This window comes from Staphylococcus xylosus (assembly GCF_002732165.1).
GTDB lineage: Bacteria > Bacillota > Bacilli > Staphylococcales > Staphylococcaceae > Staphylococcus > Staphylococcus xylosus.
Window position 1 is genome coordinate 50,610 of the sequence record NZ_MRZO01000001.1, and the last position, 22,175, is coordinate 72,784.

Genomic DNA, 22,175 nt, shown 5'->3' on the forward strand with positions numbered 1-22,175 from the left:
TAAAATGAAAGAAAAATTATCATTTACTCAAATTATTTATGCTACTATCATTGGTGGGCTATTATCGGGAATAGTGAAATTAGGATGGGAAGTTATGCTACCGCCTAGAACCCCAGAGCGTAATGCAACTAATCCACCACAAGAATTATTACAAAAGTTTGGTTTTAGTTCAGATTTTACACATATGAGTTATCAATTTTCAGAACAATCAATGCCTTGGGTAAGTTTTATTGTTCATTTTAGTTTTTCAATAGCATTTGCGTTCATTTATATTATGCTAGTCAAACATTTTTCAAAAATAGCAATTGGCTATGGTTCTATTTTTGGTCTAGTTGTTTGGATAGTCTTTCATTTAATTATAATGCCAATAATGAGTGTCGTTCCAAATGCTTTAGAGCAACCATTCCACGAACATGTATCTGAATTGTTTGGTCATGTTGTGTGGATGATGGTTATAGAATTTGTTCGTAGATATTTTGTATATAAAAATGAGTTGAAGGTAAATAAATATTAATTCAAACATATTTTCAAATGAAAGGGATGTACTTTTATATAAGTGCATCCCTATTTTTATGTTTAGGTATATATATGGTCATTGTTAGTGTATGCATTACATGGCAAGAGAATAATGCTTGGCCCGAATTTAAAATTCTCCTTAAAACGATATTATAAAAATGATTTTCCTAAATTAATTAATCGTTGTATGTCACATAGATTAGTTTGTCATTGGTAAAATCGAATTCTACTTTCAAGTTATTAAAGTCTGCTTTCGTATCTAAGTTTTCTATTCTTGCAATTTTATAATCGTTCATAATTAACCAAGGTATATCATATTTTTGGATTTTTAAGGTTATATTTTCATAATTTGCATATATCCATTCAATTTTGTTCTTATTATTTTTTATATCTATGACATTTAATTCAAGCTTTTTTGTATCATTATAGTTGTAATCATACACTTTAGTTATTCTCCTTTAATGAATTTATCTGCTGCCATAACAGCTAACAAATTATTTTGTCTTATGGCTTCTAATTTCATATTGAAAATTTGTGTAACGTACTGATCGGCGCTTCTAGGAACGCTATTAAGTGTTTTTGAAAAATACTTCAACCATTCAATTTTATCTTCATATTTCATTTTACTAATTGCAAAATTTTTCTTTTGCCCGTGTCTAAATAACCGCGTAGTAAATTTTCCAGCAAATTGGTCCCGTGTTTTTGGATCTTTGTAAATAGGGCTTTTGTAAATGGTGTTATAAATTTCGTTGATTGTTGCAAAGTATTGTTTCCCAGAACTTTTCTGATGTGATAAATGTGTACCATTATCAAAATTATTGACTACGACGTAGTATTCGTAATCTGTTTTTATAGCATAATTCCTAGAGTTCATTAGAAATTCTATAGTGAATAGTTGATCTTCACCAGTTTGTGAAAATGTTTTAAATCTTAACTTATTTTTATCTATAATTGCTTTTTTAAACATTTTGAGTACAGATAAAGCATAGAACATACTATTTTCAATAATATTAGCTTTCGGAACATTTCCATTTTCAAATATAGCTTTAGGTACGCTTCTACCTTTACCTTTAACGCCGTATTTTCCAATAATCAAATCACTTTTATGTTTAATTCCATAATTATATAAGTCTTCTAAAGCACGCGGGTGTAAAAAATCGTCAGAATCTAAAAAGAAAATATACTGACCACTACTCATTTCAATACCTTTATTTCTTGGTTTGCTAGCACTACCACTGTTGAATTTTAGTCGTTTGAATTTAATTAACTTACTGTATTTTTTTGTATAGGATTTAATAATATTTAATGTATTCGAGTTAGTTGAATGATCGTCTACAATTATTAGCTCATAATTGGTTTTCTCCATTGTTTGATTAATAACAGAATCGATTGTACGAGAAAGAGAACAATCGTTATTGTATGTTGGCATAACTATGCTGACTTTTTTAATTTTAAACGCCTCCTTTTTTACAAAGTTAGCAAAGAAGGCATTATTAGTATATGTAGTTAGTCGGTTTTTAAAATAAGTACAAGCAAAAATAATAAAAAAATAAGTTAGATTAACGAAAGTTATATGCAGTAATGAAATATTAGATAGTAATAAGATTTATTTTAATTATTCAATAATGTTAGTGGGTTAATAATATAAGAGGGATGTAAATTAAAGGAGGTATTATACGATTAGTATAATATACATTAAAATAGAAATTGACTATTTGGTAACATATTTAGGCATTAATAATTGATATAAAGTCGGTGACTAAAGTGGGTATTATGTAGAGCGCTAATCAACTTAAGTAATTAGTAAGCCGATTTTTAAAAGAACCACTTCTCTAAAGAAGTGGTTCTTGATTTATGAAGTTAATGGAAATGATAACTTTCGATCTAGTCATCTTAGTCAAAGAAGGGCGATAAATTCCTTTTAGATGAAATAGGGAATGTGTTTTAAGAGAAATTGACTTTGACGTATTGACAATAATTAAATGTTTACCTAGATATATGCTTAATTATCTTGTTCGTTATTTAACACTTTACCATTCTTAGCATCAATCGTTATTTCATGTTTTTCTTTGTCGTTTTTAAGGTCTAAATCGTAAACAAGTTTCCCATCGTCTTTTGATAGTGACCATTCTTTGATTTTTCCATCAAATTCTTTTTGCCCTTTTTTAATAGCGTCTTTATAATCGTTGGCTTCATTATATTTAAAAGCCTCGTCATTGTTAATTGAGTTTTCGTTTTCTTGTTCTTTATTTAAAATTTTTTTATTTTTATCAGAGATAATAACTTCGGATTCTTTGTTATCACCTTGTTGTTCAATTTTATATGCCCACTCACCATTGCTTTTTTCATATGATATGCCTTTTAAATCTTGGTTATTATAAGTTTCTTGGGCTTTTTTAATGGCGTCATCAGGACTTGTTTTGATTTTATTGATAGAGATAACTTGGTTATCGGATGTTGTATCTTTTTTATTTTCAGATTTTGAATCACTGTCAGATGAACCATTGCCACAACTAGCTAATAATAGACTAGATAACAAAATTGCTGATAAACTTTTAAACTTCATCTGTTTCACTCCTTTATCTTTTTTACAATAGATAATTACCCAATATTTGCTATGAGCAAAACATTAAAGGTGAAAAATTGATTTTTAACCAGTTGAATAATTTATTTAAACTAAATCAAAAATAAAAGTAACCTCTATATTATAAGGTGACCAAAAATGATTATAAATAGTTGAAATATTAAAAAATATTACGTCTTGTGCATGAACCCTGTTAAATAAATATAAACACGTTATAATAAATATAATTGAGATGGAGGAATGACAGATTGGATTTTTGGTTAAAAGCGCAAGCTGAACAAAATAGTAAAGGGATATTTATCGATGATGGCGTGAATCAAATTACATTTGGGAAGATGTATGATAGCGCTAAAAGGCTGGCCTATAGTCTGAAACAGTTAGAGTTAAATAGAATAGGTTTATATATTAATAATACAATTGAATCCATAGTACTTATAAATGCTGCATGGGTAGCAGGCATAGAAATAGCTATGGTAAATACGAGATTAACTAAAAAAGAAATGATTGCTCAAATGAAATCTATAGATGTAAGTACAATTATATCGATGGAACAGCTTCATTTAAGAGATATTGAAGTGATAGATTTTCAAACATTACAGACTCAGGAAGGATATGAATTTGAAGCGCCGTTCTCAAATGATCGTATCGCATCGATTATGTTTACTTCTGGTACTACAGGACCTCAGAAAGCAGTGCCACAAACCTTTTACAACCATTATGCAAGTGCATTAGGTTGTAAAGAGAGTCTTGGATTTAGTCAATCTACAAAATGGTTATCGGTATTGCCGATTTATCACATTTCTGGTTTAAGCGTAGTGTTACGAGCCTTAATTGAAGGTTTTACATTACGACTTGAAGCGAAATTTGATGCTGATAAAATGATGAAGATAATAAGAGAGGAAACACCTACACATATATCATTAGTACCACAGACTTTGAAATGGTTAATGGACAAGGGGTGGCATCAACCATTCTCGATTGAAAAAATATTGCTTGGTGGAGCTAAACTAACTACATCTTTAATAAATAGAGCGTTAGAATATAATTTACCGATATATAATTCTTTTGGGATGACTGAGACGTGTTCGCAATTCTTAACAGCAACACCAGAAATGTTAAAACTAAGACCAGACACGGTTGGAAAACCGAGTGACAATGTTGAAGTGAAAATTTCTCAACCAAATGTTAATGGTCATGGAGAATTATTAATTAAAGGTGACAATGTTATGAATGGGTATCTTTTTCCAATGAATAAAAAAGATACCTTTGTAGATGGTTATTTTAAAACGGGTGATATAGCAGAAATAGATGAAGAAGGTTATGTTATGGTATATGACCGTAGAAAAGATTTAATTATAAGTGGTGGAGAAAATATATATCCTTATCAAATAGAAACAGTTGCTAAAAAACATGAATCTATCGAAGATGCAATGTGTGTAGGTATTGAAGATGATACATGGGGGGAAGTACCTTATTTATATTATATTGCTTCAGAAGCTATAACTAATAAACATTTAGTAGCATTCTTTGAAAATCATTTAGCAAAGTATAAAGTGCCAAAACAATTTAAGCGTGTTACTTCGTTACCTTATACATCAACAGGTAAATTGCAAAGGAATCATTTATAAAAAGTAATAAGGAGTCTATATGAAAATAGTTGATATGCATCTATACGTTTACGACGAACGTTTTAATACCCCAATTATTACACCTAAAATAAAACTTGAAACACGTAAAGCGTTGTTTGTAGCTTTAGTTACGGATAATAATTCATATTACTATGGAGAGTGTAATGCGTTTGAAACTGATTGGTATGCAAATGAAACGATTGATGATGCACAAACCCAAGTGAAAGATTGGTTCGAAAGTATTAAAAATATAGCGTTTTATACTTTCGATGAAATGTTGTGTAGTTTAAATCATTTAACTAAATATCCAGCAACTAGAAGTATGATTGTAATGGCTTGTTATCAAATGTTTTTCAAATTAACAGATTTTAACGTAGCCTATGGTGCAACAATTAGTGGTTTAGCAGAAGAAAATATTTTGCAATTATCCCAAACACAACCTCAACGTGTTAAAGTAAAATGGTCTGATTCAATTTTAAATGATATAAAAAAAATTAAACAATTACCATTTAAACCAGATGTTGTTATAGATGCTAATGAATCTATAACCAATTCAGAGATAGCTAAGTTAACAACAATTGGGTATGATCAATTATTGTATATAGAGGAGCCGTTTAAATCTTTAAATATGCTAAATCAGTTTGATGCATACGAATTACCACCAGTTGCTATAGATGAAAAGGCAGACACAGTAGGTAACATTCTAGAGATTCTAGATAATTACGCTATAGATGTTGTTGTATTGAAACCTTTTAGGTTGGGTGGGATTGATAAAGTGATGGATATCATTAAAATGCTTAATGATAAAAATGTAAAAATAGTTATAGGTGGCATGTATGAGTATGGATTAAGTAGATATTTTACTGCGATGCTAGCGCAATTTTCTAATTATCCAAGTGATATTACACCAGAAGGTTATTATTTTGAGAATGATATGGTTGACCGCGCAGGTATATTAAAAAGAGGCTCAATTTATTTTGAGCCTCCAAAGGTTAAAAGTACAAGATTAACAAGAATTTATTAATCTTTGTTGTCATCTTTTTTCTTTAAGGGTACTGGGTCAAAACCGCCTTTATGAAGCGGATGGCATTTTGAAATCCGTTTAATACCTAACCACGTACCTTTGAATGCACCATATACTTGAATTGCTTCTCTTGTATATTCAGAACAAGTAGGGTAAAAACGGCAAGTTGCGGGCGTTAATGGTGATATAAATCGTTGATATATATGAATGAGTCCAAGAAATATAGTTTTCATAAATTTTGCCTCCAACAAATAACTTAGCTTTAGCATAGTTAGTTTAACATAATAAGGGGAAGAGTGATGTATATGAAGTTTAAAGATAAAGATAATGACAACGTATATTTATCATATAAAGATAAAGAAGATATTGCTGATGGAAATCATGTTCTCATTATTCCGAAATATAAAGATCAGTTGCTATTTACAAACCACAAATTACGTGGCATTGAATTCCCCGGCGGTAAAAAAGAAGACGGAGAAACAAGTGAAGCAGCTGCTGCGCGAGAGTTGTTTGAAGAAACAGGAGCAACGATAGCGCAATGTGAGTATATTGCACAATATGAAGTACAACGTACGAATGGTTTATGTTTTACAAAAGATGTATTTATGGTAAATGTATCAGAGATAAGTCATCAAGTGGATTATTTAGAAACAAATGGCCCGTTATTTTATAAGGATATAGCTGACATTCCAGAGAGTAACAAAAGTTATTTGCTGAAGGACGATGCGATTTTACACTGTTTAGAGAGAGTGATATCACTTGGATTTTATAAATAGAAAATGTATGCCGATTGAATCAATGCATCATAAATTTGATGAAGTCACATATCGTGTCGATAATTTAAAAGTTCGAGGCTTAATAATGACGCCGAAAAAAAATGTAAAAAGAATTGTGATTTATCTACGTGGTGGCAAAGGTCAGGTAGGTAAAGTGAGGGCAGCTAGAATGATGCAGTTTGCAGATACAAGCACTTTAGTCTTTGGTCCGTATTATAGAGGGAATAATGGCAGTGAGGGTAAAGATGAATTTTATGGGGCGGATCTAAATGATGTCACGGTCGCTATACGTATATTGCATCAAAAATACCCTAATGCGGACATTCATATGATTGGATTTTCAAGAGGTGGACTTCAAGGTTTACTCACATTTCAAGAATTACCAATCTCAAGTTATATTATCTGGGGTGGAGTATCTGATATATACTTAATGTATGAAGAACGCGTCGACTTAAGAGGCATGCTGAAACGCATGATTGGTCATCCTAAAAAGCAAGCTGCTGCCTATCAGCAACGAGATGCATTAGCTCAAATTACTAAGTCAAGCCCGCCCATATTTATTGTTCATGGTGGAAAAGATAAACAAGTAGGTATTCATCATGCCTATTATTTAGCACAGCAATTAGAGGAAAAGGGAACAACTTATCGTACGTTTTATCAAATGTCGGAAGGTCATGTACCTAGACCGTTCGCTCTAAAACAAACGCTTTATGAAATTAAACAGTGGATGAAAGATGTCGAAGAGAATAAAATATAATAAATAAAGAGGATTGGGCGTTAACGCCCAATCCTCTTTACTATATAATATAATTTAACAAATATTATTTAAACCCACCACGTGTTGCTAAATCATCAACTTCTACTCCAAATTTTTCAAAGTTGTGATTGAAACGGTTAATTAAATCTTGAGCTTGTTCTCTGTACGCTTCTGGCTTACTCCAAGCATTAATAGGATTCAATAGTGTTTGAGGGACATCCTCAACTTCGACTGGAATATCTAAACCGAACATATCATCTTTAATATATTCAGCATCTCTTAATTGCCCTGTAATTGCTTGATTTACCATTTGTCTTGTGTAACTTAGGCTTATACGACGTCCTACGCCATATTTACCACCAGTCCAACCAGTGTTTACAAGATAAACATCTACATCATGTTGATCGATTAGGTTACCTAATAAATCAGCATAAACTTTAGCGTTTAGAGGTAAGAAAGGTGAACCGAAACATGTAGAGAATGAAGGTTCTGGCTCAGTTACGCCACGTTCTGTACCGGCTAATTTAGCAGTGAATCCACTCAAGAAATGATACATTGCTTGATCTTTGGACAGTTTTGAAATAGGTGGTAAAACACCGAAAGCATCTGCAGTTAAGAAAATAATTGTATTAGGATGAGCCGCTTTAGATGGGGTTACAATATTTTCAATATGGTCTATTGGATATGCTGCTCTAGTGTTTTCAGTGTATTGATTATCATCGAAGTCAATGTCACCATCTTCATCTACAACAACATTTTCTAAAATAGTACCATATTTAATAGCGTCATAAATTTGAGGTTCTTTTTTATAAGAAAGGTTAATTGCTTTTGCATAACAACCACCTTCTATGTTAAAAATACCATTTTCATTCCAACCATGTTCATCATCGCCAATTAGCTTACGTGTTGGATCCGCTGATAGTGTTGTTTTACCAGTGCCAGAAAGACCAAAGAATAAAGCAACGTCACCTTTGTCTCCAACGTTAGCTGAACAGTGCATGCTCATAATGTTATCTTTAGGTAGTAAATAGTTCATTACGGAGAAAATACCTTTTTTCATTTCACCAGCGTATTCAGTCCCGCCAATGAGGATGACTTTATGTTTGAAAGATGTGATGATAAATGTTTCTGAGTTTGTGCCGTCAATCTCTGGATCGGCTTTAAAATGAGGTGCTGAAATAATTGTGAAGTTTGGTTTGATTTCTTGCGCTTCTTCTTTTGAGCTAGGGCGTATAAACATATTTTGAGCAAATAGATTATGCCAAGCTAATTCATTTACAACAGTTAATTTTAATTGTGAGTCGTGATCACTACCGGCATAACCGTTGAATACATATAGTTCATCTTTTTTGTCTAAATAGTTTAGTACCTTATCATATAAATTTAAAAATGTTTCTTCTTCAATCGGTTGGTTAACGTTGCCCCAGTCAATATCATCTCTATAAGATGGCTCATTTACAATAAACTTATCCTTTGGTGAACGACCTGTATATTTACCTGTTCTAGCGTTAATTGCACCTAATTCGGTGAGTTCTCCTTCATCATTATCTAAAATCTTGTTATACAACTGTGTTGTAGATAATTGAAATAATGAAGATTTTTTGTCTAAAATGCTTTCAATTTTGTTTGTATAAGTGTATGTATCTACAGCCATACTAATCCCTCCAACGCTATTTAGTTATTGTAAGCCTTTACAATTACAGAGTATAACACATATATATTAATAGTCCATACCAATTTAAAAGGAATTTTAAATAAATATTAATAAATGTAAAATTGACATTATATCGTTGATTCTGTACTATAGGACTTAACGGATTCTCTTATCCTGAGTGGCGGAGGGACATGGACCCAATGAAGCCCAGCAACCTCTTCTTAATAGGAAGAAAGGTGCCAAACCGTTTGCAGACAAATATCGTCTGAACGATAAGAGCGAATGGACGTATAAGGCCTTCTCTCTATTTATTGATAGTGTAGAAGGCTTTTTTAATGAGCTCAACAGAGAGAGAATTTTCGTAATTTAAAAACTAAAGGAGCAAATTATGACTTACAATAGAAGATTATTCACTTCAGAATCGGTAACAGAAGGACATCCAGATAAAATAGCGGATCAAGTATCTGATGCTATATTGGATGAAATATTGAAAGATGACCCAAATGCACGTGTTGCTTGTGAGACGACAGTAACTACTGGCATGGCGCTTATTTCAGGAGAAATATCAACAACAACATATGTTGATATTCCAAAAGTGGTTAGAGAAACAATTAAAGAGATAGGTTACACACGTGCTAAATACGGTTACGATAGCCAGACAATGGCAGTGTTGACGGCAATTGACGAACAGTCACCAGATATCGCTCAAGGTGTCGATACAGCTTTAGAGTATCGTGAAGATGCATCAGAAGAGGAAATTGAAGCTACTGGAGCGGGTGACCAAGGTTTGATGTTCGGTTATGCTACAAACGAAACGGATACTTACATGCCGTTACCAATTTTCTTATCACATCAACTTGCTAAACGCTTATCAGATGTACGTAAAGATGAAATATTAAATTACTTACGTCCTGATGGTAAAGTACAAGTAACTGTTGAGTATGATGAACAAGATCAACCACATCGTATTGATACAATTGTCGTGTCAACACAACATGCCGAAGATATCGAATTAGCACAAATTCAAGACGATATTAAAAAACATGTCATTTATCCAACGGTACCCGAAACACTTTTAGATGAGAATACCAAATTTTATATCAATCCTACTGGTCGTTTCGTTATAGGTGGGCCACAAGGTGATGCTGGGCTTACTGGACGTAAAATAATTGTTGATACATATGGTGGTTATGCACGCCATGGTGGGGGATGCTTTAGTGGTAAAGATCCGACTAAAGTAGACCGTTCTGCTGCATATGCTGCACGTTATGTAGCGAAAAATATCGTTGCTGCTGAATTAGCAGACAAATGTGAGGTGCAACTTGCATATGCTATTGGTGTAGCTGAACCTGTTTCTATTTCTATAGATACATTTGGTACAGGAAAAGTTAAAGAAAATGAATTGGTTGAGGCAGTTAGACAACATTTTGATTTAAGACCAGCTGGAATTATTAAAATGTTAGACTTGAAACATCCTATTTATAAACAAACTGCTGCATACGGTCATTTTGGTCGTACAGACGTATTATTACCATGGGAAAAGTTAGATAAAATTAATTTATTAAAAGATACAGTTAAAGCTTAACTAGAGTAAAAATATTTTTAGCTTTACTATCGAATACTATATGTTTATCTATTATAATTAAGTTACTGAACACATAAAGGAGCGTTTTTTGTTATGAATTCATTTGGACCATTAGAGATTGGTTTAATTGTGGCAATTGTTGTAGCAGTAATTTGTTTCATTTTATTTATCATTGCTTTGAAAAGTAAAAAGAAAGCACAACAAAAGGTAGAGGAACAATACAAAACCAGAGAACAAAAACTAAGCGACGAGCATGAGGAAGAATTAGAAAAAGAAAGAATTGAAAATAAAAAAACAGTAACAAAGCAAAAAGAAGAATATAATGCTACAGTTAGTTCGAAAAATAGAGAAATTGATGCATTAAAATTGTTCTCTAAAAATCAAAGTGAATATGTAACTGATATGAGACTTATTGGTATTCGAGAAAGATTAGTAAATGAGAAAAGAATTCGCCCAGAAGATATGCACATTATGGCGAACATATTTTTACCTAAGAATGAATTTAATGATGTACAGCGCATTAGCCACTTAGTACTTACGCGTACTGGTTTATATATCATTGATTCTCAATTATTAAAGGGTCATGTATATAATGGTGTGAGTGCTGCACAATTTAAAGAGCAACCAACAATGGAACAAGTGTTTAACACGTTGGACCTTGATAGACAAGAACCACAAACACTTGTATTAGATCAAAATGAAGATGAAAATTCATTATCTTTTGTTAATTACACGACTCATTTAAATGATATTGAGAAACTAGCTGGTGATATTCAAACAGAATTGAATTTAAAATTCACACCAACAACAATTTTATATTTCAACCCTAAAAATGAAGGCGATGTAACAATTTCAAACTATGCGCAAAGTTCAAACACCAAAGTGTTAGTTGGTCCAGAACAATTGGATGAATTCTTTAATAAATTCGTATTCCATGGTCGCATTCAATATAACGTTGAAGATTTACAACGTGTTATGGATGAAATTGAATCATTTAACTAAAGATACAAATTTTATATTTTGATAATAAATAATGCTATTTAGTATAAACTGTCAACAAAAGCAATTAGACTTTTGTTGACAGTTTTTTTGTAGATTATAGAAATTTATAAATAATTTAACCACAAATTAATTATAAACATATAGGCATTTTTATTTATATATTTGGGAATATTGATTAGTATAATAATTAACAAAATAAAAAGGGGATTTTAACTTGGAAAATATTACATTTTATAATGGTAATGAGATGCCGATTGTTGGATTGGGCACATTTCGCGTGGAGAATAATGATGAATGTGCAGCATCAGTAAAACATGCAATTGAAAATGGCTATACACATATTGATACAGCAATGATTTATGAAAACGAAGATAAAGTAGGTCAAGGTATTGCTGAAGGATTAGCTTCAACAGGATTAAAAAGAAGTGACTTATTCATTACTTCTAAATTATGGCTTGATGACTATGGTCGACAAAATGTTGCTGATGCTTATGAGACAAGTTTAAACAAATTAGGTTTAGACTATTTAGATTTATATCTTATGCATTGGCCTGGAACTGATGAAGCATTGATGATTGATACTTGGCAGGGTATGGAAGACCTTTATAAAAATGATAAAGTGAAAAATATTGGTGTAAGTAACTTTAATATTGAACATTTGGAAGCTTTATTAGCACAAGTTTCAATTAAACCAGTAATAAATCAAGTAGAATTCCATCCATATTTATTACAATCATCTTTAAATAGATATCTTGAAGTTCAAAATATTCATATGGAGTCATGGTCGCCGTTAATGAACGCACAAATTTTGGAAGATGAAACGTTAAATGCAGTAGCTAATGAAGTGGGTAAATCACCGGCTCAAGTAATTATTAGATGGAATATTGAACATGGTGTAGTAGTAATTCCGAAGTCAGTTACTCCTTCTAGAATAGAAGAGAACATTAATGTATTTGATTTTGCTTTAACAGCTGAACAAATAGAAAAATTAGATAACCTCAATGAAGAACGTAGAATTGGACCAGATCCTGCAAAATACAGTGGTCATTAACGAACAATATACAACAATATTAATACAGACTTGATGAGACTGTCATTAACAGACATAGGTAATGTGAAGCACATAAAAAGCCACAAATACAATTTAATGATTTTGTGGCTTTATTATAATGCACTTTTTTAGGTTATTCGTTAAAGCATGTAACCTAATAAACAAGCTAAAAAGGAAACACCATATTGGAGTACTGAATAAATGATGAAATAAGTAAATTTCTTTTTAGTCATTAATAGTTGGACGAGTTCAGATGACAAAGTAGAGAAGGTAGTAAGACCGCCTAAAATACCAACGATTACAAAGGGTTCAATCCAATCTAATTTAAGTGCCGAACCTAATAGGAACCCAATGATAAAACTACCTACTATGTTAACAAAAGGCGTTGCAACTGGTAATACACTATTAAATTTGCGATTAAAAAAATTAGTGATAAAACCACGGATAACTGCACCTATGCCACCGCCTAACATGATTAATAAACAGTTAATCATGAGTAACGTACCCCCAATCTAACCCCAATATAGCATAAGATTATTCCTAAAACATAACTACTGATTGCATAAATAGAAACAGCTAAATAAGCTTGTTGCTCAAATAAATGTATAAGCTCAAATTGAAATGTTGAAAAGGTAGTCATTGCACCTAACAGGCCTGTAGTAATACCTTTTTTAAAAAGTGGATTATTCTTGTAATATTGTAAAGTCAGTGTCCCAAGAAACCCCATTAGAAATGCGCCTAAAATATTAGCGATAAATGTGCCAATAGGAAAAGTAGAATTAACACTTATAAATGAAAACAAGTATCTGAGTAAAGCACCGACAGCGCCTCCTACAAAAATATATAAATATTGCATTGTTGGCATGCTTCCTTTCTTAAAAAAAGTGCAAGTTTTAGCAACATGACATTGCTATTAAATCTTATTTATTGTTTTTATAATATCAAATTTAATTAGAAATTTAGAATGTATTTATAATTGAATTTGTCCGATATTGCCTATACTTAAGGCTTATTTAATTAGATCAAAGAATCTTTTAACCAAAATTATAGAGGCTAAGACATCTACCGTTGTCCTAGCCTCTTAATTAGAATATTATGCCAAATGTCGATAGAGAAGCAAGAATATGAATAACAATTACGACTAAAATAACGTATGGTAATACTTTACTTGCTCTTCGTATCCAATCTGACTCTTCATGTAGATGTTTGATTGATTTATCAGCAAAAATTATGGAAATTATTAAAATAATAGCATTTATAATACTACAAACAAATATTAATTTTATCATCGAATTAAAATGCATGTTTAATAGAGGATTTCTTGTATTAAAATAAAAACTAATAATAACCAATAAAGTAGATAAATAAAAATAAAGTTTTGAACGTGCCATTTGTACCTCCTAATGCAATTCATTTAACCATAATACCATAAATTCACTAAAAACTAATGAATTTTATATTTATATAGTATATTAACATATTGAATATATGCTTATGTAGGATGAGTACTCTCATATAATAAAAGTTTAATATTACTTTAAAAATATTCTGAATTTAAGCAAAAAATTAGAATTAATACTTTATAGATGGTATAACTAAGTTGTATGGTTAATAATGGTTAATAACCGTTATCAAATAATTCTTAATTGAATTATTTAATTAAGTCAGGAGGAATAAGTAATGGCAAAATTAAATGTTGAAGTATTTGCAGATGGTGCAGATATTGAAGAAATGAAAGCAGCTTATAAAAATAAACAGGTTGATGGTTTTACTACTAACCCAAGTTTAATGGCAAAAGCAGGTGTTACAGACTATAAAGCTTTCGCTGAAGAAGCTGTTCGCGAGATTCCTGATGCTTCTATCTCATTTGAAGTATTTGCAGATGATTTAGAAACTATGGCAAAAGAAGCGGAAATTTTAAAACAATATGGTAGTAATGTATTTGTTAAAATTCCAGTTGTAAACACAAAAGGTGAATCAACTATTTCTCTAATTAAAAAATTATCAGCAGAAAATGTTCGTTTAAACGTAACTGCTGTTTATACATTAGATCAAGTTAAAGAAATTACAGATGCTGTCACTGAAGGCGTTCCAACTTATGTATCAGTATTTGCTGGTCGTATTGCTGACACAGGGGTCGACCCAATTCCTATGATGAAAGAAGCTGCTGAAATTACACATAGTAAAGACGGCGTGAAATTATTATGGGCTAGTTGTCGCGAAGTAATTAACGTTATACAAGCTGATGAAGTTGGTGCTGATATCATCACATGTCCAGCAGATGTTGTTAAAAAAGTAAACAATAATCTTGGCCGTGATATTAATGAACTATCAGTAGATACAGTTGAAGGATTTGCAAAAGATATCCAAAGTTCTGGCTTATCTATTCTTTAATTCTAAAAAGTAATTTGAGTTTTATTGTAAATTTAAATATAAGTAAAAAGACCGAGACAATTAGTTATGTCTCGGTCTTTTTTTATACTTTAAAAATATAAAAATTTTGAAATATATCTGATATACTGTATATTATAAATTTTCTGGCTAATTCTTTTTTTGTTCAATATTATGACGCATGTAATGATTAGTTTGGTAGGAGTGAAGTGATGAAAATACATCCACCTAAAATTAACGCCCACTTAGAAAAGAAAGAGCTGACAGATGTATTTGATGAAGTTGATGATCTCATAGAATTAGCAGAAATCTCAAATTCATCATTGGAAGAAAAAGCATTAGATAGATTATTAATCTATGGATCGACTATCAAAGATTGCAGCTTTGCTAATTCGGATTTAGGACGTGCTGATTTTACAGATGTCGTATTTGAAAACTGTGATTTTTCTAATTCTCTGATGGCTTATGGTACGATTCATAGGGTTACTTTTAAAAATTGTAGAATGACAGGAACATTACTCAAAAATATGAGATTAAGTCATATTACATTTGAAGAAGTAAAAGCAAATTTTATAAATTTGATAGAATCGAAAATCGATGTATTTAGAATCAATACAAGTGATCTAGAAAATGCTGAATTTCATAATACTACGCTTAAAAACGTGGAATTTTTTAAATCTGAACTCAATCATATGTCAATCTATCAAACGTCGTTAAAAAGTTGTGATATAAGTCAATCATTTTTTGAACATATCATTGTTGGAAAAGATGATTTAATAGGATGCAAAGTATCGAGTGAACAAGCTATCCAAATTGCCAAATTAATTGGTATCGTTGTCGTTGACTAAATATAAAGAAATAAGGCAGTCGTAATACATATTTATTTTGAAAACCCTCAATTTTAATTGAATCACTGTGATAATTGATTTATTATTTAAGTGAGTAACTGAAGTGATGTGAACGTAATAAAGGAGAACATTTCAAATGAAAGCAAATATCTTTAAGCAAAAAGTAAAAAAGCAGTTGTGGTTTTTAAACAAAAAAGAGAAAAACAAATTAGATGAAGTGTTGTCTAAAGCAGTTGATTCAAATGAAAGTGAACAATTAAAGCGTCCAGTTGCTTTCTCAAATCAATTTTTAAAGGAATATATTTTTAAAGAAAAAGTCGTTTCAAGTACCCAATTATTCTTACTATTATTAGGTATTTTAGGTACGTATATCGTACTTATTGGTTTGTTCTTGTTTGGTTTTCTGACAAGTTTGACTTCAGTACAATATTTCATTAAGCCGGAAGTAGAGCTATCGACAGTTACTGTTCTGTTAACCTTGGCTGGAGCATTGTTATTACTTATAGTCAGTCTATATATGATAAAAGTAGTAACTGGGTATTTTACGAAAAAACTATTGGAATATAAACACAATAAAACTTTATAGTAATGAAACTAGCTTAAAAGGTGAGAAAGTGTTAAACTTTCTTGCCATTTTTTATATATAAAAATATACGGGGCATCTACAGTGATAAATGTACCATTGTCAAAATAAATTATTGTGGATGAACCTTTGGATTTTAATCCGTTAATAGTACAAGCGTTGATATAATATTGTATGGGGGAACGTTGGGGTTTTACAGGAAATATTGTTGTTTGATAATCGATATAAATAGGTACTAACTTCTTAATTTTTAATATTCGTTTAGACTGTCCAAGTTGTACTTTATGTGAACGTTGATACTTTTCTAAAATGTAGTTAATAGTTTGATTGATTGGAGATGGATATATAAATTGATGTGTAGTGTATTGGCATATTGTAAATATCTCTGGTCCTATTGCTGTTTTGAAATATAATATTTTAGTTAGATTAGACATGAATGTTTCACCTCATTTATTAAGATAATAGTTTTTATACTTGATTTTGACTCTGTTTTGATAATTTTTTAATGTGGAAATTGAACAATTTAACTCTTTAGCTAACTCTTTTTGTTTATAGCCTGCTAATTTTAATCGGAGCCAAAGTTGTTCTTTTTCCGATAAATAGGAAAGAAAATTATTATACAAGATTCGAGCATCATCGAAGGGGTAATTAATATTAGGAAGGTTATCTAATTCAAATATGTTATATGTCTGAATAGTGTGTTGCGAACGAAAAAGGTCGATAATAAAGTAATTGAGACGAGTATATAAAAATGAATTCAAAGAAGATTTTTGAGGGGTATATACTTTTGATAATTCCCACATTTTTATCATGAGTAATTGTACATATTCATCATTATTGTACTTAATATTATATTTTTTGAGAAGAAAATATATTATGTGCTTGAAATTTTTATACAATTCATTATAGTTCATTGTTAGACTCCATTGTTGTATATACAACATAAATTTCCGGATAGATTTAGTTTATTGTAAAAAATAATAAATTTCATTTGCTAAATAGTTACATAAGGTGTTAAATAGAAGTCATAAGGTAGATAAATTTAAGTTTTATAACATTAACGCGTATTCAACTTAAAGATATAGCATTTAGAGATAAATATTATCTTCGGACAATTATCAGGAGGTTTGTATGGATTACGCACATTTAAATTTAGAACATTTTTTTGCGAAACATAATGATTTAGATATAATTAAAGATAAATCAGACTTTGTTATGATTAATAACATGACAAATGAAATGATGTATCGAGATGGTGAAATAGAGGGCGCAATAGATTTGAACCGTTATTATTATAAAAATAGATCTCAAGCAGCAAGTTTTATCATAATGGAATATCGTAAAAGTCAAGAGTAATGAAATTAAAATTTCATTACTTTTTTTATGAATATATGACAACAATCAGATTAAATTGTACGATTAAGTATTTAGTGTTAAACTTTATTATCAGATAGTCTCAATAGTAGTATTACATAGATTAAAGAGGCTCCATTCCTAATTATTACCTAAGAGGTGTGAACATGACGAAGCATAAAAAGGGCTCTATATTATCAATTATTGGTTTGTTGATAATCTTAGGTGTAGCTGCTGTTATTGTTTTTACAATGATATCAGATCAAATCTTTTTTAAAGATGTAAATGAACAAGAAAAAGTTGAAAATCTAAAAGTTACTTTAGATAAAGCATCTAAAAAGCAAATTGATAACTACACAAGCCAACAAGTCTCAAGTAAAGATAATAAAAGTTGGAGAGATGCATCATCTACTGAGATAAAAGCCGCAATGAATAGTAGTGAGTTTATAGATAGTGATACTCAAAAATACCAATTTTTAGAGTTGGATAAATACCAAGGAATTGATGAAAACAGAATTAAACGTATGTTAATTGACAATCCAATATTATTAAAGCATTCAGATGACTTTTTAAATGCAGCAAAAAATAAACATGTAAATGAAGTTTATTTAATATCCCATGCTTTACTAGAAACAGGTTCGGCAAAGAGTGAACTTGCAAGTGGTGTAGAAATTGATGGGAAAAAATATTACAACTTTTTTGGGGTCGGCGCATTAGATGAAGATCCAATCAAAACTGGATCAGAATATGCCAAGAAACATGGTTGGGATACACCTGAAAAAGCTATAAGTGGTGGCGCAAACTTTATTCATGATCACTTTTTATCCAATAAAGATCAAAACACTCTTTATAGCATGAGATGGAATCCTAAAAACCCTGGTGAACACCAATACGCTACCGACATTAAATGGGCTGAAAGTAATGCAAGTTTAATGGCTAATTTCTATAAAGATATGAAAACAGAAGGTAAGTATTACAAATACTTTGTTTATAAAGATGATGAAAAGCATAAAACACAATAAATAACCATGTGCTAAGCGTATGGTTATATCCTGCCAACGAGGTTGTTAACTTTGTTGGCATTTTTTTATTTTTATAGATGTTTTTATAATTTATTGATTTGTAAAAATACTATTATATTGCTTTGTTTATAATAAGTTTAGCATTGTATAGATAATATAGATTAGTTGATTATTTGAAAAAGGCTATGTTCAATTTCAATTAAAAAAATCATAATAAAAAGCCAAGTGTCAACTGACGTTTGGCTTTTTATTATGATAACGGTTATTAGGAATTTTCGGCTTTATTTAGCTTTGTTTTTTTGACTAATAAGAATAAATAACATAAGTGTAGAGATAAATACTTTTAAAATGAATTTCATAGTGTCACTTCCTACTTAAGGTTTTTTAATTAATTGAGACTAAAAAACGTTTTGATATTGAACTATTTTTCATCAAAATAATTATGTTTTTTTAAGAATGTTTCAGCTACAACTGCTGGTTCTTTTCCATTCCCATCAGCTTCATAATTTAATTTTTGCATTTGTTCTGTGTTGATTTTATCATCAAGTTTCGATATTGACTTTTTGATTTGTGGATGCTCTTTGAGTAACTTATTTGGAGCAACTGCACTTGCATCATAAGGTGGAAAGAAATTTTGGTCATCTTTTAATACAACTAAATCATATGCAGCTATTCTTCCATCTGTGGTATAACCTAATGCCACATCTAATTTATTATTTTTTAACGCATCATATACAAGACCAATTTGCATAGGTTTAAGTGAATTGAAACCGAATCCATAGTGTTTTTGGAAAGGGGCGTACCCATCTCCACCACGTTTGATCCAAGTAGTATCTGTTCCTACATTGACTTTATCTTTAATTTTTTTTAAATCAGAGACAGTTTGTAAATTATATTTTTTTGCGGTTTCTTTTGTGACCATAAATGCGAATGTGTTTTCAAAGCCATAAGAATTAAAAAATGTTTGATTAAACTTTTGGTTAAATAATTTTTTAGTAATCGTCATTGCTTTATTTGTATCTGTAATAGGTTCTTGTTCAAGTACACCAACTAAGTCTGTGCCAGTATACCGCGTGCTTGATATATCAGCATCACCATTCATTAATGCATTGTGCTGTATAGTTGCAGACCCTAAATTGTTAATTATAGTGCCGGATGTTTCGCCATTTGTATCATGCTCAATAAGTTCTTTTAACATATAGGCCATAATTTGTGATTCACTAGTAGCTAAAGCTGATATTTTAACAGTGTTTTTTGATTGGCCACCACCTAAACCTGGCAAATCGCAACTAGCTAGTAAAAAGGTACTTGTTAAAATGAAAAATAAAAATCTTTTTAAATGTTTCATTGTTGAACTCCTTATATGTATTAAAAAACTATTATTAGAATATATTAAGATTAACACACTTAGCAAAACATTATAATACTGCTTAAAAAATAGTAGCAGACCATTAATGTGTAATATACATTAAAGGACTGGTATAATAGCCATAAATAATCTTAGTAAGGAAGTGTACTATGAGAATTGCCATCATTGGAATGGGCACTGCAGGTGTCACGCTTTTAAAAGAATTAGTGAAAAGTGATTCTTTTTCTAAAATGAATATTGATGTATATGATAATCCTATAAATATGGGGCAAGGTGTCCCTTTTCAAAATGACAGTGCAGAATTACTAATAAATTTACCGGCAGCACAGATGTCTTTGAATTTAGATAACCATAGAGAGTTTTATGAATGGTATGAAAAGCAATCTACATTTAAATTTTCAAACCCGGAATACTTGCCAAGATTTATATTTGGACATTATATGAAAGATTATTTACAGAAATTTAATCATAAGTACGGCAACATAAATATAATCAAAGAAGAGGTTAATGAAGTATTTATAGAGTCAGAAATAGGGAAGACCAAAGTGACATATTGTGTTTGTACTTCTAAAGAAATAGAAAAATGTAAAAAGTATGACGTCGTATTCTTAACTATTGGTACTCTATCATATCATGATCCATATGGTTTGAAGGGGATACGTGGTTATATTAAAACGCCATATCCGACTTATAATACATTAGATGATGTACAGGATTCCGACGAAATTGCTATTATTGGTACGGGATTAGCAAGTTTAGATGTTATTCGCTATGTAACTTCGCATCACCCTAAACTACCAATAACTGTTGCTAGTCGAAAAGGGCGATTGCCAAGTGTAAGAGGTGAGATGCCTGATATCGATTTTAAATATATAACTCCAGAAAAATTTAACGAGATAAAGCGCAAGCATTTTGGGAATGTACCTCTGGATGAAGTAATAAAATTATTCTTGAAAGATTGTGCATTGCATAATATTGATGTCGAAACGTTAGTGCATCGTAGTCAAGATGATCCAATTAAGGATTTAACTTATGACCTAGAACATGCTGATGAATTAGGGAAATTACAAAGTATACTTGAATTAACGAAAGAAAATTTAAATTGGATTTGGAATAGTTTAAGTAGAGAGGACCAAAAACGATTTTTAACTAATTATCAGCCTATATTAAAAGAAAATTCAAACCCGATGCCGCCTCAAACAGCACGATTATTGATTGATCACATTAACCATGGCACGATTAAAATCAAAAGTGAATTAGAAGATGTTCGATATAATAATAATAAGTTCAACTTTAAATATAAAGATGCGTCAGTAGAACAGTTTGATATTGTAATTAATGCTACTGGATCAAAGACACAACTTGCAGATTTAGATGGTGATGACCAACTCGTATTAAATCTCGAGAACAGACAGGTTGTACAAGCGCATCCACTTGGTGGAATTCAAATTGTTGCTGAAACTAATCAAATTATAAGTCCTCGCTATGGAACGCTGAAACATATGTATGCGCTCGGCCAATTAACAAATGGAATTAATCAATCACGTAATGGCGTTATGATGATTGTAAAACAAGCTGTTAATGTGGTTGACCATCTATTAAGTACAAAATAAGATATTTATAATTTATAGATGAATTACACAACGACAAATTAACTGAATAAGTTGTGAGTTATCTGTGACGACTATTCATAATTTAATAGTCGTCAGTGGGTATTAACTAATTTGTTTGTGCTTTAAGTTAAAAAAATGTAATGAAATATCAAAAAAACAAAGCCGACTTAGATAATAAGAATTGTCATTTTGTCAAAAGTGTAGTACCATTATTTTGTAACTTATTCAAAGTTACCTGACTCAATCATCGAATACAATTTCATAAATATTCTTTCGGGGCAGGGTGAAATTCCCAACCGGCAGTAAATTAAGCCTGCGACCTGCATTTGTTGAATCAAATGTGGCTGATCTAGTGAAATTCTAGAGCCGACAGTAAAGTCTGGATGGGAGAAAGAATGAAGTATAACTTGAAAATAGCA

General features: G+C 30.8%; 25 protein-coding genes and 2 riboswitches. Of the genes, 14 read left to right on the forward strand and 11 right to left on the reverse strand.

Going from position 1 to position 22,175, the window contains the following annotated elements:
• The first annotated feature begins 4 nt into the window (after positions 1-4).
• Positions 5-514, forward strand: coding sequence for a YagU family protein (locus BTM19_RS00325; RefSeq protein ID WP_029376972.1), 510 nt, complete (start codon positions 5-7; stop codon positions 512-514).
• Positions 515-692: 178 nt separating this feature from the next.
• Here BTM19_RS00325 and BTM19_RS00330 read toward each other — a convergent pair whose 3' ends face one another.
• From BTM19_RS00330 to BTM19_RS00340, 3 genes are all read right to left on the reverse strand, one after another.
• The gene (locus tag BTM19_RS00330) at positions 693-959 is read right to left on the reverse strand and encodes a hypothetical protein (RefSeq protein WP_029376973.1); all 267 of its coding nucleotides are present in this window, start codon (positions 957-959) and stop codon (positions 693-695) included.
• A 5-nt stretch (positions 960-964) separates the two neighbouring features.
• Entirely contained in the window at positions 965-1,966 is a 1,002-nt protein-coding gene (locus BTM19_RS00335; RefSeq protein WP_029376974.1) for a glycosyltransferase family 2 protein, read from the reverse strand.
• A gap of 552 nt (positions 1,967-2,518) precedes the next feature.
• The gene (locus BTM19_RS00340) at positions 2,519-3,082 is read right to left on the reverse strand and encodes a PepSY domain-containing protein (protein ID WP_029376975.1); all 564 of its coding nucleotides are present in this window, start codon (positions 3,080-3,082) and stop codon (positions 2,519-2,521) included.
• Positions 3,083-3,348: 266 nt separating this feature from the next.
• Here BTM19_RS00340 and menE point away from each other — a divergent pair, with 266 nt between their 5' ends.
• The gene (gene menE / locus BTM19_RS00345) at positions 3,349-4,728 is read left to right on the forward strand and encodes an o-succinylbenzoate--CoA ligase (RefSeq protein ID WP_029376976.1); all 1,380 of its coding nucleotides are present in this window, start codon (positions 3,349-3,351) and stop codon (positions 4,726-4,728) included.
• Between the two features lie 19 nt (positions 4,729-4,747).
• Positions 4,748-5,752: an o-succinylbenzoate synthase gene (gene menC, locus BTM19_RS00350; RefSeq protein ID WP_029376977.1), complete on the forward strand. Its 1,005-nt coding sequence runs from the start codon at positions 4,748-4,750 to the stop codon at positions 5,750-5,752.
• On the opposite strand, the gene yidD is transcribed toward menC, so the two are convergent.
• Positions 5,749-5,985: a membrane protein insertion efficiency factor YidD gene (gene yidD / locus BTM19_RS00355; RefSeq protein WP_029376978.1), complete on the reverse strand. Its 237-nt coding sequence runs from the start codon at positions 5,983-5,985 to the stop codon at positions 5,749-5,751. The genes menC and yidD overlap by 4 nt on opposite strands.
• Before the next feature lie 66 nt (positions 5,986-6,051).
• On the opposite strand from yidD, the gene ytkD reads away from it, so the two are divergent.
• Positions 6,052-6,528: an RNA deprotection pyrophosphohydrolase gene (gene ytkD / locus BTM19_RS00360; RefSeq protein ID WP_037556911.1), complete on the forward strand. Its 477-nt coding sequence runs from the start codon at positions 6,052-6,054 to the stop codon at positions 6,526-6,528.
• Positions 6,512-7,285, forward strand: a complete 774-nt coding sequence (locus tag BTM19_RS00365; RefSeq protein WP_029376980.1) for an alpha/beta hydrolase family protein — start codon at positions 6,512-6,514, stop codon at positions 7,283-7,285. Before ytkD ends, BTM19_RS00365 begins: the two co-directional genes overlap by 17 nt.
• Before the next feature lie 64 nt (positions 7,286-7,349).
• Here the strand turns inward: BTM19_RS00365 and pckA are convergent, their stop codons facing one another.
• Complete coding sequence (gene pckA / locus BTM19_RS00370; RefSeq protein ID WP_029376981.1) at positions 7,350-8,939, reverse strand: phosphoenolpyruvate carboxykinase (ATP); 1,590 nt, start codon at positions 8,937-8,939, stop codon at positions 7,350-7,352.
• A 166-nt stretch (positions 8,940-9,105) separates the two neighbouring features.
• Positions 9,106-9,218: riboswitch (SAM riboswitch) on the forward strand.
• A gap of 109 nt (positions 9,219-9,327) precedes the next feature.
• Between pckA and metK the strand changes: the two genes are divergently transcribed.
• The 3 genes from metK to BTM19_RS00385 all read left to right on the forward strand — a co-directional run bounded on the left by metK (position 9,328) and on the right by BTM19_RS00385 (position 12,577).
• The gene (gene metK / locus BTM19_RS00375) at positions 9,328-10,524 is read left to right on the forward strand and encodes a methionine adenosyltransferase (RefSeq protein WP_029376983.1); all 1,197 of its coding nucleotides are present in this window, start codon (positions 9,328-9,330) and stop codon (positions 10,522-10,524) included.
• Between the two features lie 93 nt (positions 10,525-10,617).
• On the forward strand, positions 10,618-11,526 hold the full coding sequence (locus BTM19_RS00380; protein WP_029376984.1) for a nuclease-related domain-containing protein: 909 nt from the start codon (positions 10,618-10,620) through the stop codon (positions 11,524-11,526).
• A 214-nt stretch (positions 11,527-11,740) separates the two neighbouring features.
• Positions 11,741-12,577: an aldo/keto reductase gene (locus BTM19_RS00385; protein ID WP_099265700.1), complete on the forward strand. Its 837-nt coding sequence runs from the start codon at positions 11,741-11,743 to the stop codon at positions 12,575-12,577.
• A 140-nt stretch (positions 12,578-12,717) separates the two neighbouring features.
• Here the strand turns inward: BTM19_RS00385 and BTM19_RS00390 are convergent, their stop codons facing one another.
• The 3 genes from BTM19_RS00390 to BTM19_RS00400 all read right to left on the reverse strand — a co-directional run bounded on the left by BTM19_RS00390 (position 12,718) and on the right by BTM19_RS00400 (position 13,968).
• Complete coding sequence (locus BTM19_RS00390) at positions 12,718-13,071, reverse strand: fluoride efflux transporter FluC (RefSeq protein ID WP_029376986.1); 354 nt, start codon at positions 13,069-13,071, stop codon at positions 12,718-12,720.
• The gene (crcB, locus tag BTM19_RS00395) at positions 13,068-13,433 is read right to left on the reverse strand and encodes a fluoride efflux transporter CrcB (protein ID WP_029376987.1); all 366 of its coding nucleotides are present in this window, start codon (positions 13,431-13,433) and stop codon (positions 13,068-13,070) included. The genes BTM19_RS00390 and crcB overlap by 4 nt, the downstream gene beginning before the upstream one ends.
• A 229-nt stretch (positions 13,434-13,662) precedes the next feature.
• The gene (locus tag BTM19_RS00400; RefSeq protein ID WP_029376988.1) at positions 13,663-13,968 is read right to left on the reverse strand and encodes a hypothetical protein; all 306 of its coding nucleotides are present in this window, start codon (positions 13,966-13,968) and stop codon (positions 13,663-13,665) included.
• A 289-nt stretch (positions 13,969-14,257) separates the two neighbouring features.
• On the opposite strand from BTM19_RS00400, the gene BTM19_RS00405 reads away from it, so the two are divergent.
• The 3 genes from BTM19_RS00405 to BTM19_RS00415 all read left to right on the forward strand — a co-directional run bounded on the left by BTM19_RS00405 (position 14,258) and on the right by BTM19_RS00415 (position 16,402).
• Positions 14,258-14,971 carry a transaldolase gene (locus tag BTM19_RS00405; RefSeq protein WP_029376989.1) on the forward strand — a complete coding sequence of 238 codons (714 nt, stop codon included), beginning with the start codon at positions 14,258-14,260 and terminating at the stop codon, positions 14,969-14,971.
• Positions 14,972-15,180: 209 nt separating this feature from the next.
• The gene (locus BTM19_RS00410; protein ID WP_029376990.1) at positions 15,181-15,816 is read left to right on the forward strand and encodes a pentapeptide repeat-containing protein; all 636 of its coding nucleotides are present in this window, start codon (positions 15,181-15,183) and stop codon (positions 15,814-15,816) included.
• 136 nt (positions 15,817-15,952) lie between these two features.
• Complete coding sequence (locus BTM19_RS00415) at positions 15,953-16,402, forward strand: hypothetical protein (protein ID WP_029376991.1); 450 nt, start codon at positions 15,953-15,955, stop codon at positions 16,400-16,402.
• Positions 16,403-16,410: 8 nt separating this feature from the next.
• Here the strand turns inward: BTM19_RS00415 and BTM19_RS00420 are convergent, their stop codons facing one another.
• Complete coding sequence (locus BTM19_RS00420) at positions 16,411-16,833, reverse strand: competence protein ComK (protein WP_099265701.1); 423 nt, start codon at positions 16,831-16,833, stop codon at positions 16,411-16,413.
• A 12-nt stretch (positions 16,834-16,845) separates the two neighbouring features.
• On the reverse strand, positions 16,846-17,343 hold the full coding sequence (locus tag BTM19_RS00425; RefSeq protein ID WP_307726008.1) for a sigma-70 family RNA polymerase sigma factor: 498 nt from the start codon (positions 17,341-17,343) through the stop codon (positions 16,846-16,848).
• 187 nt (positions 17,344-17,530) lie between these two features.
• Here BTM19_RS00425 and BTM19_RS00430 point away from each other — a divergent pair, with 187 nt between their 5' ends.
• Entirely contained in the window at positions 17,531-17,755 is a 225-nt protein-coding gene (locus tag BTM19_RS00430) for a hypothetical protein (protein WP_017722196.1), read from the forward strand.
• Between the two features lie 164 nt (positions 17,756-17,919).
• Entirely contained in the window at positions 17,920-18,774 is an 855-nt protein-coding gene (gene sagB / locus BTM19_RS00435) for a peptidoglycan release complex glucosaminidase SagB (protein WP_029376994.1), read from the forward strand.
• Positions 18,775-19,195: 421 nt separating this feature from the next.
• Here sagB and BTM19_RS00440 read toward each other — a convergent pair whose 3' ends face one another.
• Positions 19,196-20,122 (reverse strand): osmoprotectant ABC transporter substrate-binding protein, encoded by a 927-nt coding sequence (locus BTM19_RS00440; protein WP_029376995.1) that lies wholly within the window; start codon positions 20,120-20,122, stop codon positions 19,196-19,198.
• Between the two features lie 170 nt (positions 20,123-20,292).
• Between BTM19_RS00440 and BTM19_RS00445 the strand changes: the two genes are divergently transcribed.
• On the forward strand, positions 20,293-21,756 hold the full coding sequence (locus tag BTM19_RS00445) for an FAD/NAD(P)-binding protein (protein WP_029376996.1): 1,464 nt from the start codon (positions 20,293-20,295) through the stop codon (positions 21,754-21,756).
• A gap of 265 nt (positions 21,757-22,021) precedes the next feature.
• A riboswitch (FMN riboswitch) is annotated at positions 22,022-22,155 on the forward strand.
• Positions 22,156-22,175 lie beyond the last annotated feature (20 nt).

Bases quoted from the DNA above. Each gene is read 5' to 3' on its own strand.
- BTM19_RS00325 (WP_029376972.1), top strand. From the start codon at position 5: ATGAAAGAAAAATTATCATTTACTCAAATTATTTATGCTACTATCATT.
- BTM19_RS00340 (WP_029376975.1), bottom strand. From the start codon at position 3,082: ATGAAGTTTAAAAGTTTATCAGCAATTTTGTTATCTAGTCTATTATTA.
- menC (WP_029376977.1), top strand. From the start codon at position 4,748: ATGAAAATAGTTGATATGCATCTATACGTTTACGACGAACGTTTTAAT.
- yidD (WP_029376978.1), bottom strand. From the start codon at position 5,985: ATGAAAACTATATTTCTTGGACTCATTCATATATATCAACGATTTATA.
- ytkD (WP_037556911.1), top strand. From the start codon at position 6,052: ATGTATATGAAGTTTAAAGATAAAGATAATGACAACGTATATTTATCA.
- pckA (WP_029376981.1), bottom strand. From the start codon at position 8,939: ATGGCTGTAGATACATACACTTATACAAACAAAATTGAAAGCATTTTA.
- metK (WP_029376983.1), top strand. From the start codon at position 9,328: ATGACTTACAATAGAAGATTATTCACTTCAGAATCGGTAACAGAAGGA.
- BTM19_RS00380 (WP_029376984.1), top strand. From the start codon at position 10,618: ATGAATTCATTTGGACCATTAGAGATTGGTTTAATTGTGGCAATTGTT.
- BTM19_RS00390 (WP_029376986.1), bottom strand. From the start codon at position 13,071: ATGATTAACTGTTTATTAATCATGTTAGGCGGTGGCATAGGTGCAGTT.
- crcB (WP_029376987.1), bottom strand. From the start codon at position 13,433: ATGCAATATTTATATATTTTTGTAGGAGGCGCTGTCGGTGCTTTACTC.
- BTM19_RS00400 (WP_029376988.1), bottom strand. From the start codon at position 13,968: ATGGCACGTTCAAAACTTTATTTTTATTTATCTACTTTATTGGTTATT.
- BTM19_RS00405 (WP_029376989.1), top strand. From the start codon at position 14,258: ATGGCAAAATTAAATGTTGAAGTATTTGCAGATGGTGCAGATATTGAA.
- BTM19_RS00410 (WP_029376990.1), top strand. From the start codon at position 15,181: ATGAAAATACATCCACCTAAAATTAACGCCCACTTAGAAAAGAAAGAG.
- BTM19_RS00415 (WP_029376991.1), top strand. From the start codon at position 15,953: ATGAAAGCAAATATCTTTAAGCAAAAAGTAAAAAAGCAGTTGTGGTTT.
- BTM19_RS00420 (WP_099265701.1), bottom strand. From the start codon at position 16,833: ATGTCTAATCTAACTAAAATATTATATTTCAAAACAGCAATAGGACCA.
- BTM19_RS00425 (WP_307726008.1), bottom strand. From the start codon at position 17,343: ATGTTGTATATACAACAATGGAGTCTAACAATGAACTATAATGAATTG.
- BTM19_RS00430 (WP_017722196.1), top strand. From the start codon at position 17,531: ATGGATTACGCACATTTAAATTTAGAACATTTTTTTGCGAAACATAAT.
- sagB (WP_029376994.1), top strand. From the start codon at position 17,920: ATGACGAAGCATAAAAAGGGCTCTATATTATCAATTATTGGTTTGTTG.
- BTM19_RS00440 (WP_029376995.1), bottom strand. From the start codon at position 20,122: ATGAAACATTTAAAAAGATTTTTATTTTTCATTTTAACAAGTACCTTT.
- BTM19_RS00445 (WP_029376996.1), top strand. From the start codon at position 20,293: ATGAGAATTGCCATCATTGGAATGGGCACTGCAGGTGTCACGCTTTTA.